This is a genomic window from Stutzerimonas stutzeri (assembly GCF_019090095.1).
GTDB lineage: Bacteria > Pseudomonadota > Gammaproteobacteria > Pseudomonadales > Pseudomonadaceae > Stutzerimonas > Stutzerimonas stutzeri_AN.
Window position 1 is genome coordinate 208,177 of sequence record NZ_JAGQFP010000001.1, and the last position, 13,405, is coordinate 221,581.

Below are 13,405 nucleotides of genomic sequence, written 5' to 3' on the forward strand. Positions count from 1 at the left end.
CCAACTGATGAGGCTGGGCCATCACCTCAGCAGGAAGACATCGATGATCCACCACCGAGCCTCCGCCACGCTAAGCGGTCGAATTGCACTGCCGGCGCACGGGGTCCGTATCGTCGCGCTGGCGATGTTCGCCAGTGTCGCCAGTGCTGCCGACCTGCCCGGTAGCTGGGATCTGGAGGCCCTTCCACGATATCCGCAGGCGCAGATCGTAGGGTTCAAGGACGAGCGCGTGCCGGAGCGGATTTATCCGCTCGACTCGATTCGCCGCATCAGCGGCCGTTTGCGCATGAGCAGCCAGATCAGCTCGGGCGGCCAGCTCACCGCTATCACCTATCGGCTCCCGGATGTGCACACCGGTATTGATGCGTTCGAGCGCGCACGTAACCGCTTGATGGGCGAGGGCGCCGAGATGCTCTTCTGGTGTGAGGGGCGCGAGTGCGGGTCGAGCAGCCTGTGGGCCAATGACATATTCCACCGTTCGACCCTGTATGGTCCTGACGCAAGCCAGGCGTATCTGCTGGCGCGATTGTCTGGCGATTCCGACCGGCTCGTGGCGCTCTATGGCATCACCCGTGGCAACGGCCGCCCGTATCTGCAGGCGGAGCAGTTCACGCCTGATGAGCCACTCGGCGTCATCCTGCCGAATCCGGCGACCCTCTTGCGTCAATTGAAGTACACCGGCGTGCTCCGGCTGCCTCGCTTGCCGCAGGTGCCTACAGCGGAGTGGGGTGCATTGTTAGCGAACGTGCTGCGGCTCGACAGCACCATTCGCGTGGTGTTGAAAGGCAAGGGCGCGGCGGCCTGGCACGAGGCGCTGACGCAGGAGCGAATCAAGGCGCGGCGGCTGGAGGCGGAAGTCTCGGACGAGGACGGGCTGCGCATCGAGCTGTTGCGTTGACGGCGTGTTTCAGACTGCAATAGCACCTTCCGCGCCTGGTTCACGGGCGCTGCGAGTTCCTCATAGGTATCCCGATGCTGAACAATGATCGTCTGCTGGTGCAGATTCTGCTCCTGGTGCTGCTCGGTGCCTGCGTGTGGGTGCTGGCTCCGTTTGTCTCCGCGCTGTTCTGGGCAGCGGTGCTGGCGTTCGCCAGCTGGCCGGTCATGCGTGTGCTGACGCGTTGGTTGCACGGCAACTCCACTCTGGCCGCCAGCTTGCTGACCTTCGGCTGGATGGTGCTGGTGGCAATACCCCTGGTCTGGCTGGGGTTCAACATTGCCGACCAGATACGCGAGGTCAACGTGCTGGTTCACAACCTGCAGGTGCAAGGGCTGCCTGCCCCGCCCGGGTGGCTGGGCGAGGTGCCATTGGTTGGCGATCGGCTGCTGGCGCTGTGGGGCACGCTGGACGAGCAAGGCACGGCGTTCTTCGCCACGATCCGCCCCTACGTCGGCCAGGTCGGCAACTGGCTACTGGTCCGCAGCGCGCGGATCGGCGGCGGCATGCTGGAACTGGCGCTCAGCCTGGTGCTGGTGTTCTTTTTCTACCGGGACGGCCCGAAACTGGCGGCGTTCGTCCACAGTCTCCTGCATCGATTGATCGGCGATCGTGCCGACCACTACCTCGAGCTGGTGGCCGGCACGGTTCAGCGGGTGGTCAACGGGGTGATTGGTACCGCCGCTGCCCAAGCGCTTCTGGCCTATGTGGGCTTCAGCATCGCCGGGGTCCCGGGTGCGCTGATCCTGGGCCTGCTGACGTTCGCCTTCAGCTTCCTGATGGTGCCGCCGCTGGTCTGGGGCCCGGCCGTGGCCTGGCTCGCCTGGCAGGGGGAATACGGCATGGCGATATTCCTCGGCATCTGGGGGATGTTCATCATCAGCGGCGTGGACAACGTGCTCAAGCCCTACCTGATCAGCCGCGGCGGAAATCTGCCGCTGGTCGTGGTGCTGCTGGGCGTATTTGGCGGGGTCCTGGCGTTCGGCTTCATGGGGCTGTTCGTCGGTCCCACACTTCTGGCGGTCGCTTACAGTCTGTTGGGCGATTGGCTGATCAAGGAAGTGCCGTATGCAGCCATCCCGGAACGAGCGTCGGGCGGGCCGGCCGAGGCGGCAGGTCCCGCTGACGAGAGCGGCCGTTGAGCACCGCGGTTACGCCTGTTCTTCCTCGTACTTGTCGAGCGCATCGCTGGCGATGATCTGCCCCAGCTTGATCAGCTCAGGCGCTTTGTAGAACTCATAGAACCGGCAGGCGCGTTTGGGAATGTTGATCAGCACGTTGGGAGGATAACCGGCGATCTTGTACTGGGTCAGCGAGGACTGCATCACCTCGAAGCTCTGGTTGATCAGTTCCAGCAGCGACGCCGGGCCGCCGACGTCCACCACCATGGAACCCTCGGCCGACTTAGGCGCGCTCTGCCCGGTGGGGGCAGCAGGCGGCTGCTGCTGATCAGGGCCGTCATCGATCTGCAACTGGGCGATATGCTCCTCAAGGCCCTTGTTGCGCCAGAACGGGATATGCGAGCTGATCGAGCTGACCATCGCATCGAAGCGACCGGGCCGGATGATCTCGGGCAGCGGGTATTGCCGATGATTGTTGGCGTTGAGGTTGACCGCGATGATGATATCGCTGTGGCTCGAGACGACCGGGACGATGGGCAGCGGATTCAATATCCCGCCGTCGACCAGCATTCGGTTGCCCTGCATGACCGGCGTGAACAGGCTGGGAATAGCGGCGGAGGCGCGCATCGCCAGTTCCAGATTGCCTTCCTGGAACCAGATTTCCTGCTGGTTGGTGAGGTCCGCCGCAACTGCCGTAAAGGGAATCGGCAGATCCTCGATGTTGACCGAGCCGAGCATGTCGCGAATGCGCCCGAAGATCTTTTCGCCGCGTATCGCGCCCAGGCTGAAACTCGGGTCGACCAGCCGCAGCATGTCGAAGTAGTCCAGGCTCTCGATCCAGTCCCGGTATTCGCCCAGTTTGCCGGCGGCATATATTCCGCCCACGACCGCGCCCATCGAACAGCCTGCAACGCAGCTGATTTCATAGCCCCGGGCCGTGAGCTCCTCGATGACGCCGATGTGCGCGTAGCCACGTGCGCCACCTGATCCCAGTACCAGTGCAACCTTGTTGCCCATGCGATTCTCCCTGTTGGCAAGGGTGATAGCTTCCAGTCTCGGACGCGTCGCATCAACCCCTGCGTGGCCCAAGTTCGAGGGCTGTCGAGCGCCGCAACTTCTACTTGACCGTGGGCGTGCTGTTCAGCCGATCGGTGCAACCGGGATTACCGCGAGGCACCGGCCTTCTTGCTACAATCGGCGCCCGTTTTGCCAGCGTCGCGAGAGCATTCCAGATGAGCGAACCCATCCGCCTCACTCAGTACAGCCACGGTGCCGGCTGCGGCTGCAAGATTTCACCGAAGGTGCTGGACGTGATCCTCGCCGGCAGCGGCGCTCAGAATCTTGACCCGCGCCTGTGGGTCGGCAATGCGTCGCGAGACGATGCCGCCGTCTACGGTATCGATAACGAGCGTGGCGTGGTTTCGACGACCGACTTCTTCATGCCCATCGTCGACGACCCGTTCGATTTCGGACGAATCGCCGCGACCAATGCCATCAGCGACATCTACGCCATGGGCGGCGACCCGTTGATGGCCATCGCGATCCTCGGCTGGCCGGTCAACCTGCTGCCGCCGGAAGTGGCTCGCGAGGTGATTGCTGGCGGCCGAGCGGTGTGTGACGCGGCGGGTATCCCGCTGGCCGGTGGTCACTCCATCGATGCCCCCGAGCCGATCTTCGGCCTGGCGGTGACCGGGCTGGTGAACAAGGCCCAGATGAAGCGTAACGATACGGCAACGGTCGGGTGCCGGCTCTATCTGACCAAGCCGCTGGGCATCGGTATCCTCACTACCGCCGAAAAGAAGGCAAAGCTTCGCCCTGAGGATATCGGCCGTGCCCGCGATTGGATGTGCACGTTGAACACGCCCGGCAGCCGTTTCGGCAAACTGTCCGGTGTGCGCGCCATGACCGACGTGACCGGCTTCGGATTGCTCGGACACCTGGTCGAGATGGCGGACGGAAGCGGCGTCACGGCGCGCATCGACTACGCCCGGGTGCCGCGGCTGGAGGGGGTCGAATATTACCTCGAGCAGGGTTGCGTGCCCGGCGGTACCGGACGCAACTTCGACAGCTACGGGCAGCGCATCGCAGCACTCGATGAGGCACATAAAGCGCTGCTCTGCGATCCCCAGACCAGCGGCGGGTTGCTGGTGGCGGTGGCGCCGGAGGGCGAGGCGGAGTTTCTTGCGGTCGCGGCCGAGCTCGGCCTGGCACTCGAGCCGATCGGCGAGCTGGTCGAAGCCGGCGCCTTTGCTGTCGAGGTCCGTTGATGCGCCGCGATACTGATGACTACCGCGAGCTGTTCCTCAACGATGTGCCGATGATGGACGCTCGCGCACCGGTTGAGTTCGCCAAGGGCGCCTTCCCTGGCGTGGTCAATCTTCCGCTGATGAACGATATCGAGCGACAGAAGGTCGGCACCTGTTACAAGCAGCACGGTCAACAGGCCGCCATCGAGCTCGGCCATCGGCTGGTCAGTGGCGCGATCAAGGCCGAGCGCATCCAGGCCTGGGCCGACTTCGCACGCCAGCATCCGCAGGGGTATATCTACTGCTTCCGCGGTGGCTTGCGGTCGCAACTGGTGCAGCAGTGGCTGAAAACCGAGGCGGGCATCGACTACCCGCGCGTCACCGGCGGCTACAAGGCGATGCGTCATTTTCTGCTGGACACCATCGAGCAGGTTGCCGCTCAGGCGGATGTGGTGCTGGTGGGCGGCATGACCGGGACCGGCAAGACCGAGGTGTTGGCGCGCCTGAACGATAGCGTCGATCTGGAGGGCATTGCCAATCACCGCGGTTCCAGCTTCGGTAAGCGCGCCACCCCGCAACCGGTTCAGATCGACTTCGAAAACACCCTGGCGATTCGTTTGCTGAAGATGCAGCACGCCGGCGCGCGTCAGTTCGTACTCGAAGACGAAGCGCGCCTGGTCGGCCGCTGCTCGATCCCGTTGCCGTTGTTCCAAGGCATGCAGCGTTATCCGCTGGTGTGGCTGGAAGACAGTCTTGAAAGCCGCGTCGAGCGCATCCTCAAGGACTATGTGATCGATCTGTGCGCTGAATTCATCGTCGAGCAGGGCGAGAGCGGATTCACGGCATTCGCCGAGCGTTTGCAGCAAAGTCTGGTCAATATCAGCAAGCGGCTCGGCGGTGAAGCTTATAAGCGTCTGGCGGCGATCATGGATCAGGCGCTCGCTGAGCAAGCCAGCAGCGGGGCGGTTGATCTGCACCGCGATTGGATAGAGGCGTTGCTGACGCAGTATTACGATCCGATGTACGCCTATCAGCGCGAGAGCAAAGCCTCCCGTATCGAGTTCGCGGGTGAGCAGGACGCCGTGGTCGAATACCTGCGCGAACGTGCGGCAGGACAGGGCAAGGCTTAACAACGAGGGATGTAGCGATGAAAAATCTGATCTGTTTGTCTGTGCTGGCGCTGGCATTGACCGGCTGCGCGGCGAAAACCGCTTATCGTGACAGTTGCGCATCCCAGCTGAACGCGGCCTGGGAAGAGCAAAGCCTGGCGGAGGCAGAGGGCTTCGCCGGTACGGTGAGCTACTCCAAGGCCATGGCCTTGTTGACCGGTGCGAAAACCCAGCAGCAGTTCGAGGCGTACCAGGGCTGCGTGAAAAAAGCCAAGAAAGCGCGTTTCTACCTGCGCGAGTCCCGCGCAGGGCGTTGATCACTCTCCAGGTGGCACCGTCAAGGGTGCCACCGTCTCCTCTGCCCGAGCTTATAGGGCAGGGCCGTTCAGCAAGGACCTTTCATGCAGCTCGACTTTTCCGCGTTGACGTCGGCTGAGCGCTATCGTTGGCTCACCTCGACCATTACGCCCCGTCCGATCGCCTGGGTGTCGACCCGTTCCACGGAAGGCGTGAGCAACCTTGCACCGTTCAGTTTTTTCCAGGTGATCAGCAGCGAGCCGGCGACCTTGTTGATCAACGTCGGCCTTAAGGAAGGCGTGGCCAAAGACACCGCCCGTAATGCCCGGGATTCCGGTGAGCTGGTTGTTCAATTGGTCGCGGCCGAGCAGGCCGAGGCGATGAATGCGTCTGCCGCGGTGCTGCCGCATGGAATCAGCGAGTTCGAGCATTGTGGCATCGACAGCGTACCGGCCCAGCTCGTGGACGTGCCGCGGGTACGTGGGGCGCAGGTGGCGTTCGAATGTCGGGTCGCGCAGATCCTGCCATACCCGGCGCAATCCCCTAACTGCCACCTTATCTTCGCCGAAGTGTTGCTGGCGCATGTCGATGACAAGGTGCTCGACGAGCGAGGTCGCGTGGATCCTGCTCGTCTCGACCTGGTCGGGCGGCTGGGAGGTAGTCACTATTGCTTCACCCGACAGCGCTTCGACATGCAACGCCCCTGATCCACGGCCGTACGAGCGACGAGCGTGTCCGATGTGCGGCTATAGCGTCCAGCCGGTTTCCCGCTCGCAGCCAGTTTTCGCTTCATGATCGGCGTGGGTTGTTGAGGCCAGTGCACGGCGTTTCCGCTGGTGCGTTGATGCAGGCATTGTTTAACCGCCGGCCTCGCACGCGGCCAGCATCATAAGGCCAGCGCTCAAGCTCCATTCGTGCCGTCGGTAGATGAGCCTTACGGTCAATCTCCATGATCGCAGCGATGAAGAGCACGCGTCAGGGCAGCGGGCCGATCGTCAGCGAGACAACCGGATCGCGAAGCGCTGGCGCAGTGCTCAGTAGGCTGGGCTGCCAGCGCCAGGCAACGGCAGTCAGAATTCTTCTGAGCGTTTCTGACCTCTATGCCTCGTCCAGCCTAAGTGCGATCACCCTGGCCGATACCGGACTGGATCAAGACTGTGCTCGATATCTCGACTACGACACCCAAATGCGTTCCCGAACGGCTTCGGGATCAGTAGCATCGACCGCACCGGAAAAGGAGAGTGGCATGCGCGCAAGGTTGGAGAGCTGTCTGCGAGCGGTGAACGAGGTACTGCTTGGCAAGCAATCACAGGTGCGCTTGGCCATGGCCTGCCTGTTGGCCAGGGGCCATCTGCTGGTCGAGGACTTGCCTGGCATGGGCAAGACCACCCTTAGCCACGCGCTGGCCAAGGTTATGGGCCTGGATTTTCAACGGATCCAGTTCACCTCGGATCTGTTGCCGGGGGATATCCTCGGCACCTCGGTTTTCGATAAGGACAGCGGCCAGTTCGTGTTCCATCCGGGGCCGGTGTTCGCTGAGCTGGTGCTGGCGGACGAAATCAACCGGGCCACGCCGAAAAGCCAGAGCGCGCTGCTCGAGGCCATGGAAGAGGGCCAAGTGACCATTGAAGGCGCCACGCGTCCGTTGCCGGATCCGTTCTTCGTCGTCGCCACGCAGAATCCGGTCAGCTCCGGTGGCACCTTTCAGCTTCCGGAATCCCAGCTCGATCGCTTTCTCATGCGCCTTTCGCTGGGTTATCCGGCAAAAGCGGCGGAAAAGGCCCTGCTGATGGGCGATCCGCGGCGCGATTTGCTGGTGCGCATGGAGCCGCTACTCGATCGCGCTGCGTTGGCCTCGATTCAGGAAGCCGTGGCTCAGGTCCGGGTCAGCGACGCGCTGGTCGACTATGTGCTGCGGCTGGTCGAGGCGACCCGTACGCAGCCGCAGTTCGCCTGGGGATTGTCGCCGCGCGGCAGTCTTGCGCTGTTGGCGGCCGCACGCGCCTGGGCATTTCTCGATGGCCGCGACTATGTGATACCTGAAGATGTCCAGGCGGTGTTGCCCTCGGTGGTGGGCCATCGTCTGCGCGAGCGTGCCGATGCTACCGGGCATGGTGGTGGGGCGCTGGTCCAGTGGCTGATGCGGGAAGTCCCGGCGATCTGACGTTCAACTGCGGCAACGGCCAAGGGGACCTGCATGCGACTGTTACCGCGCCTCCGTGAACGCTGGTTGTTGAAGCGCCTGCCGCCTGGACCGAGCATGCGGCTCGATCAGCGACGGATATTCATCATGCCCACACCGGTCGGCATGACTTTTCTGTTGGCGCTGTTGCTGATGCTGATCGCGGCGATCAATTACCAGAACAGCCTCGCCTACGCGCTGACCTTCCTGCTTGGCTCGGTGTACCTGCTCGCGATCCTGCACACCTGGCGCAACCTCGCCGGACTGGTGCTCCAGGCCGGCGGCTCGCCAGCGGTATTCCTGGGCGAGCAGGCGCGTTTCAGGGTCCGGCTGGAAAGCGCCGGTCGTCAATATCACGCCGTTGCGCTGGGCTGGCCCGGTAGTGGTTTGCTGAAGGTCGATGTGCCGGCCGCAGGCACCTGCGAGGTCGACCTCAACCTGCCTACCCGGCAGCGGGGTTGGCTGCAGCCCGGTCGTCTGCGTGTGGAAAGCCGCTTTCCGCTGGGCATCCTGGTCGCGTGGAGCTGGGTCGATCTGCAATTGGCGGCCTTGGTGTACCCGCAACCAATGGCTGGAGAACTCCCTCAAGGCGGGGCGTTGGCCGAGGAGTCGCACGAAGGAAGTCATGCCGCAGGGCTCGGCATCGATGACTACCGAGGTTTGAAGCCCTGGCAGTCCGGGGATTCGCGACAGCGTCTGCACTGGAAGGCCTATTCACGTGGGCAAGGCCTGCTGGTCAAGGATTTCGTCGCCTTGGCCGGCCAGGAACCGCTGTTGGACTTCGATGCGCTCGAAGGTGAGACCGAGGCACGCCTTTCCCGGCTTTGCTATTGGGTGGTGGAGCTGTCCGCGCGCCAGCAGCCTTTTGTCTTGCGCATCGGGGCGGCGATGATCGGGCCGGGTCAAGGGACCGAGCATCGCAATCATTGTCTGCGCGAACTGGCCCTGTTCGGGATCGCTCAGAGGGGCATAGGATGAGTGCTGTGCAGGCGATTCCGCGCGACGGACTGATTTGGCTGTTGGTCGCGCAGGTGCTGGTGATCCTGCCGCACCTGGGCCATCTGCCGATCTGGATCATTGGCCTCTGGCTGGCATGCGCCGCCTGGCGCGTGCAGATCTTTCGCATGCGTGCGCGTTATCCGAGTGGCTGGGTAAAGGCGCTGTTGATGATCGGTGCCGGCCTGGGTGTCTATCTGTCGCGCGGCGGGCTGATCGGGCTCGATGCCGGGGTGGTGCTGCTCATCGCCGCGTTCATCCTCAAGCTGGTGGAAATGCGCAGCTGTCGCGACGGCTGGGTGCTGATCTTCCTGGGCTTTTTCGCGGTGACTACCAGCTATCTGTTCAATGACAGCCTGCTGGCGGGGCTTTACAGCCTGTTGCCGGTCACGGCTCTGCTGGCGGCGATGATCGGCTTGCAACAGAGCGGTAGCAGCACGCATTCCTGGGCGACATTACGGCTGGCGGGTGCGTTGTTGCTGCAAGCCGTGCCGCTGATGCTCGTTCTCTTTGTGCTATTCCCGCGGCTGGGGCCGCTCTGGACGTTGCCGCAACCCAAGGACCGCGGCGTGACCGGGCTTGCAGACAGCATGTCGCCAGGGGATATCGCCGAGCTCAGCCGATCCGCCGAGCTGGCGTTCAGAGTCAACTTCGAGGGTCCGATCCCGGCAAGGGAGCAGCTCTACTGGCGGGCTGTGACGTTCGAGCGTTTCGACGGCCGTCGCTGGTCTCAGTCGCTCGCTTCCCAGGTTCCGCAAGCGCCGGACTGGACGCCGCGAGGCGCACCGGTACGTTACAGCGTTGTGATGCAGCCCAGTGGGCGGCCCTGGTTGTATGCCCTGGACGTGCCCCAATTCGAGGCGGGCGGTGCTCGGCTGATGCCTGATTTTCATGTCCAGCGTCACCGGCCGGTCGAGCAGGCGTTGCTCTATCAGGCAACCTCGTGGCCGGAGGCGCTGCGCGAGCCGGTGGCAACAGCGGCAGTGCTGGAGCGAGCCTTGCAGCTGCCTGAGCAAGGCAATCCACGCAGTCGCGCCTGGGCCGCGGCCCTGCGCCGAGAGCACGCGTCGGCGTCGGCCATCGTGCAGACGGTTCTGCGGCATTTCAATCGTCAGCCGTATCGCTACACCTTGAAGCCGTCCGCGGTGGGCGCCGATATCGTCGACGGCTTTCTGTTCGATACGCAAAACGGGTTTTGTATCCACTACGCCGGCGCGATGACGTTCGTGTTGCGCGCTGCCGGCGTTCCCGCCAGGGTCGTCGCTGGGTACCAGGGGGGCGAGCTCAATCCCGCCGGCAATTACCTTACCGTCCGCCAACTGGACGCCCATGCCTGGGTCGAATACTGGCGCCCCGAGCAGGGCTGGGTCGCGATCGACCCGACATTCCAGGTGGCGCCGGAGCGCATCGAACTCGGCCTGGAGCACGCGCTCGCCGGCGAGCGTGAGCTGATCGAGGATTCTCCGCTGGCACTGCGGCGCTATCGCGACATCGGCTGGCTGAACCAGCTGCGACTCGGCTGGGACAACCTCAATTATGGCTGGCAGCGGTGGGTGCTCGGCTATCAGGGCGAGCGCCAGCTGGGTCTCTTGAAGCGACTCTTCAGCCAGCTCGATGCGGGTAAGCTCGGGGTCTTCACGGTTCTTGCCAGCGCGCTGCTGCTGGCGGTCATGGCTTTGCTATTGCTGAAACCCTGGCGTCGCGAGCGAGACGCGCAGTTGCGTCTGTTCCGGCGTTTCGAGCGGCTGCTCGCACGTCAGGGGATCGACCGGCAAGTGGGCGAGGGTGAGCGGGACTTCGCCATACGGGCCGCGCTCCAGATGCCTGCAGCCGCTGAGTCGATTGGCGATTTCGCGCGGCTGTACGAAGGCGCGCGCTATGCCGAACGCCCGGTGAGCGAGCGCGAGCTGCAGTTGTCGCTGACCCGTGTGCGACGGCAGCTGCCGTGGCGCATTCGCGCCACACGGGCGCAATAGCTGTACGCGATGACGTCCCATCAGTGATGTCGACCGGCGCACCTTTCGTGGTGCGCCGACGCTAAGATGACGACCGATTTAAAAACGATCCGAGGTAGGAATGACCTTTTCCGAACTGATAGCGGCCGTGCGTGACAATCCCCATAACGTCGTCGTGCCCGCCACCTGGGGCCAAGGGCGCGCAGGTTTCGGTGGCGTGGTCGCAGCGCTGGTCTACGAGGCCATGCAGGCGCAGGTGGCCGACGGTCGTCCGGTGCGCTCGTTGGCCATTACCTTCGTCGGCCCGTTGGCGGTCGATACGCCCGTCAGCTTCGAGGCCGAGGTGTTGCGCGAAGGCAAGGCCGTCAGCCAGATGCTTGGCCGGGCGGTACAGGGCGGCCAGGTGGTAACAATGGTTCAGGGCAGTTTCGGTGCGGCCCGTGAATCGGCCGTCCGGGTCGCGGCCGAACCGGCGCCCTCGATGCCACCGGTGGAGCAGTGCCAGGAGTTGCCCTACGTGCCCGGCATGGCCCCTGAGTTCACACGTTACCTGGCGATGCGCTGGGGAGTCGGCGGTCTTCCATTCACCGGCAATACGTCGCGTGAAATGGGAGGCTGGGTCCGGCTACGCGGCGATGTCGCGCGCGAGCCGGTGACGGTGTCGCACCTGCTGGCGCTGGTCGATGCCTGGCCGCCAGCGGTGCTGTCTCATTTGAAGCACTTCGCTCCTGGCAGCTCGCTGACCTGGACCATCGAGTTCATCCAGCCAATGCCGCAGCTCGACACCCATGACTGGTGCCAGTACCGCGCGGTGATCGAACATGCCCAGGATGGCTACGGGCACTGTGCAGCTGCGCTCTGGAGTCCGACGGGCGAATTGGTGGCGTTGAGTCGCCAGACGGTGACGGTGTTCGGCTGAACACAACTGGCCACCAAGTCTGGCGATCGGATCTGGCCCGGCGCGCGAATTGCAAAGCCGCCGGCCTCGTCGCCCTCAACGAATCACAGCTTGAACTGCTGGATGGCCTTGCCCAGCTCCCCGGACAGTGCCGCCAGTTCGGCGCTAGTGGTGGCCGATGCGGCGGTTTGCTGGACGGTCCGTTCGGTCACGTCGCGAATGCCGGTCACGGAACGATTGAGTTCTTCGGCGACACCGCTTTGCTGCTCGGCCGCAACGGCAATCTGCGTGTTGTTTTCGCGCATCTGTGCCACCGCTGCGGTGATCGCTTCCAGGGCCAGGCCAGCCTCGCGGGCTTCGGTTACGCATTGATCAGCCTTGAACGAGCTCTCCTGCATGAACTCCACCGCGTCGCGGGTCATGGCCTGCAGGCCCTCGATCATCTGCGTGATTTCGTCGGTCGAAACCTGCACGCTTCTGGCGAGGCTGCGCACCTCATCGGCAACCACGGCGAAGCCTCGACCCATCTCGCCGGCCCGCGCCGCCTCGATGGCGGCATTGAGTGCCAGTAGATTGGTCTGCTCGGCGATGCTGTGGATGACACTGACGACGCCACTGATCTTTTGACTGTCGGCGGCAAGCCGGCCAATCGTCTCGGCTGTCTGTTGCACACCCTGCGACAGGTTGGAAATCGAGCGTTCGACGCGGGTGACGACGCGGTGTCCGTCACCGGCGAGATGATCGGCCTGCTCCGACTGGTCACGCGTATCGCGCGCATGGTCGGCGATGTGATGGACGGTCGCGGTCATTTCGTTGATCGCTGCAGCGGCCTGGTCGGTTTCGCTTTTCTGGCCGAGCATGCCCTGGCGGACCTCGTTCATGCCCGTGGCCAGGCGACCAGCCCCGTCGTTCAGCCGGGTGGCGGCTTGTGTCACGGTGCTGACGATGCGCTGATAGCCCGCTTGCATTGCGTTGAACGCGCCGGCCATCTGGCCAACCTCATCGCGACTGTCCAGCGGTACTCGAGCCGCCAGGTCGCCACTGCGCTCTACATGCAACATGACATCCTTGAGCGTGTTCAGGTGGCTTAGCAGGAAACGGATCATCACCTGGGACGCTGCAAGCAGCGCGAGCATCAGCACGGCGACCGCCAGGGCATAGCTGAAGAAGTGCTCGGTCAGCAGCTGCCAGACGCTGGGTGTGCGGACCAGAACGGCGAGCTTCTCGCCACCCGGGCGGGTGACCAGTTGAGCGCCGATCACCGGTGTGCTGGCAAACAAACGGTCATGATCGATTTCGTTCCATCCCTCGACGGCCGGGACGGTGCGCTGGTCCACGGACAGCGGCTGGCCAGCGGACAGGACGATCAGGTTCGGATCTCTGGGTAGCGGGCTACCCTCGGGCCAGCGTTGCACGACGGAGGCGAGCGTTTGTGCGCTTGTCTTGGCGTCCAGGCTGCGCGACTTCTGTTCCAGTTGCAGTGCGAACAGGACCAGCAGCAGCGTGGTGACGAAGGTCACCATGTTCAGTGCCCAGAATTTGTACTTCAACGAGAGATCACGAATCCATAGAACCATGAGTGCGCTTCTTATCGAGTAATTGGCAGAAGACGTCCGCAGACCGGCGCGAAGTCGTTCTGCTAATTCCATTTAACGGCGGCGAAC

Annotated in this window: 12 protein-coding genes; 10 read left to right on the forward strand and 2 right to left on the reverse strand. The window is 63.6% G+C overall.

Going from position 1 to position 13,405, the window contains the following annotated elements:
* Nucleotides 1-124: 124 nt before the first annotated feature.
* Both KVO92_RS00835 and KVO92_RS00840 read left to right on the forward strand, forming a co-directional pair.
* Nucleotides 125-898 (forward strand): DUF4892 domain-containing protein, encoded by a 774-nt coding sequence (locus KVO92_RS00835; RefSeq protein WP_217475384.1) that lies wholly within the window; start codon nt 125-127, stop codon nt 896-898.
* A gap of 74 nt (nt 899-972) precedes the next feature.
* Nucleotides 973-2,079 (forward strand): AI-2E family transporter, encoded by a 1,107-nt coding sequence (locus KVO92_RS00840; protein WP_254621255.1) that lies wholly within the window; start codon nt 973-975, stop codon nt 2,077-2,079.
* 9 nt (nt 2,080-2,088) lie between these two features.
* On the opposite strand, the gene KVO92_RS00845 is transcribed toward KVO92_RS00840, so the two are convergent.
* On the reverse strand, nt 2,089-3,075 hold the full coding sequence (locus tag KVO92_RS00845; RefSeq protein WP_217473798.1) for a patatin-like phospholipase family protein: 987 nt from the start codon (nt 3,073-3,075) through the stop codon (nt 2,089-2,091).
* A gap of 215 nt (nt 3,076-3,290) precedes the next feature.
* On the opposite strand from KVO92_RS00845, the gene selD reads away from it, so the two are divergent.
* From selD to KVO92_RS00885, 8 genes are all read left to right on the forward strand, one after another.
* Nucleotides 3,291-4,325: a selenide, water dikinase SelD gene (gene selD / locus KVO92_RS00850; RefSeq protein WP_217473799.1), complete on the forward strand. Its 1,035-nt coding sequence runs from the start codon at nt 3,291-3,293 to the stop codon at nt 4,323-4,325.
* A complete protein-coding gene (mnmH, locus tag KVO92_RS00855; RefSeq protein WP_217473800.1) occupies nt 4,325-5,434 on the forward strand; it encodes a tRNA 2-selenouridine(34) synthase MnmH in 1,110 nt (369 codons plus the stop codon). The genes selD and mnmH overlap by 1 nt, the downstream gene beginning before the upstream one ends.
* A gap of 17 nt (nt 5,435-5,451) precedes the next feature.
* Nucleotides 5,452-5,730 (forward strand): hypothetical protein, encoded by a 279-nt coding sequence (locus KVO92_RS00860; RefSeq protein ID WP_217473801.1) that lies wholly within the window; start codon nt 5,452-5,454, stop codon nt 5,728-5,730.
* 84 nt (nt 5,731-5,814) lie between these two features.
* Nucleotides 5,815-6,417 (forward strand): flavin reductase family protein, encoded by a 603-nt coding sequence (locus KVO92_RS00865; protein ID WP_217473802.1) that lies wholly within the window; start codon nt 5,815-5,817, stop codon nt 6,415-6,417.
* Nucleotides 6,418-6,956: 539 nt separating this feature from the next.
* Nucleotides 6,957-7,874, forward strand: a complete 918-nt coding sequence (locus KVO92_RS00870) for an AAA family ATPase (protein ID WP_217473804.1) — start codon at nt 6,957-6,959, stop codon at nt 7,872-7,874.
* A 33-nt stretch (nt 7,875-7,907) separates the two neighbouring features.
* On the forward strand, nt 7,908-8,870 hold the full coding sequence (locus KVO92_RS00875; RefSeq protein WP_217473806.1) for a DUF58 domain-containing protein: 963 nt from the start codon (nt 7,908-7,910) through the stop codon (nt 8,868-8,870).
* Nucleotides 8,867-10,864: a transglutaminase TgpA family protein gene (locus tag KVO92_RS00880; RefSeq protein WP_217473807.1), complete on the forward strand. Its 1,998-nt coding sequence runs from the start codon at nt 8,867-8,869 to the stop codon at nt 10,862-10,864. Before KVO92_RS00875 ends, KVO92_RS00880 begins: the two co-directional genes overlap by 4 nt.
* Nucleotides 10,865-10,964: 100 nt before the next feature.
* Nucleotides 10,965-11,762: an acyl-CoA thioesterase gene (locus KVO92_RS00885; protein WP_217473808.1), complete on the forward strand. Its 798-nt coding sequence runs from the start codon at nt 10,965-10,967 to the stop codon at nt 11,760-11,762.
* Nucleotides 11,763-11,845: 83 nt separating this feature from the next.
* On the opposite strand, the gene KVO92_RS00890 is transcribed toward KVO92_RS00885, so the two are convergent.
* Entirely contained in the window at nt 11,846-13,318 is a 1,473-nt protein-coding gene (locus tag KVO92_RS00890) for a methyl-accepting chemotaxis protein (RefSeq protein ID WP_217473809.1), read from the reverse strand.
* Nucleotides 13,319-13,405 lie beyond the last annotated feature (87 nt).

What these genes read in the sequence shown, in the direction of transcription:
- KVO92_RS00890 (WP_217473809.1), bottom strand. Translation starts at nt 13,318, where the DNA reads ATGGTTCTATGGATTCGTGATCTCTCGTTGAAGTACAAATTCTGGGCA.
- KVO92_RS00885 (WP_217473808.1), top strand. Translation starts at nt 10,965, where the DNA reads ATGACCTTTTCCGAACTGATAGCGGCCGTGCGTGACAATCCCCATAAC.
- selD (WP_217473799.1), top strand. Translation starts at nt 3,291, where the DNA reads ATGAGCGAACCCATCCGCCTCACTCAGTACAGCCACGGTGCCGGCTGC.
- KVO92_RS00870 (WP_217473804.1), top strand. Translation starts at nt 6,957, where the DNA reads ATGCGCGCAAGGTTGGAGAGCTGTCTGCGAGCGGTGAACGAGGTACTG.
- mnmH (WP_217473800.1), top strand. Translation starts at nt 4,325, where the DNA reads ATGCGCCGCGATACTGATGACTACCGCGAGCTGTTCCTCAACGATGTG.
- KVO92_RS00860 (WP_217473801.1), top strand. Translation starts at nt 5,452, where the DNA reads ATGAAAAATCTGATCTGTTTGTCTGTGCTGGCGCTGGCATTGACCGGC.
- KVO92_RS00840 (WP_254621255.1), top strand. Translation starts at nt 973, where the DNA reads ATGCTGAACAATGATCGTCTGCTGGTGCAGATTCTGCTCCTGGTGCTG.
- KVO92_RS00875 (WP_217473806.1), top strand. Translation starts at nt 7,908, where the DNA reads ATGCGACTGTTACCGCGCCTCCGTGAACGCTGGTTGTTGAAGCGCCTG.
- KVO92_RS00865 (WP_217473802.1), top strand. Translation starts at nt 5,815, where the DNA reads ATGCAGCTCGACTTTTCCGCGTTGACGTCGGCTGAGCGCTATCGTTGG.
- KVO92_RS00845 (WP_217473798.1), bottom strand. Translation starts at nt 3,075, where the DNA reads ATGGGCAACAAGGTTGCACTGGTACTGGGATCAGGTGGCGCACGTGGC.
- KVO92_RS00880 (WP_217473807.1), top strand. Translation starts at nt 8,867, where the DNA reads ATGAGTGCTGTGCAGGCGATTCCGCGCGACGGACTGATTTGGCTGTTG.
- KVO92_RS00835 (WP_217475384.1), top strand. Translation starts at nt 125, where the DNA reads ATGTTCGCCAGTGTCGCCAGTGCTGCCGACCTGCCCGGTAGCTGGGAT.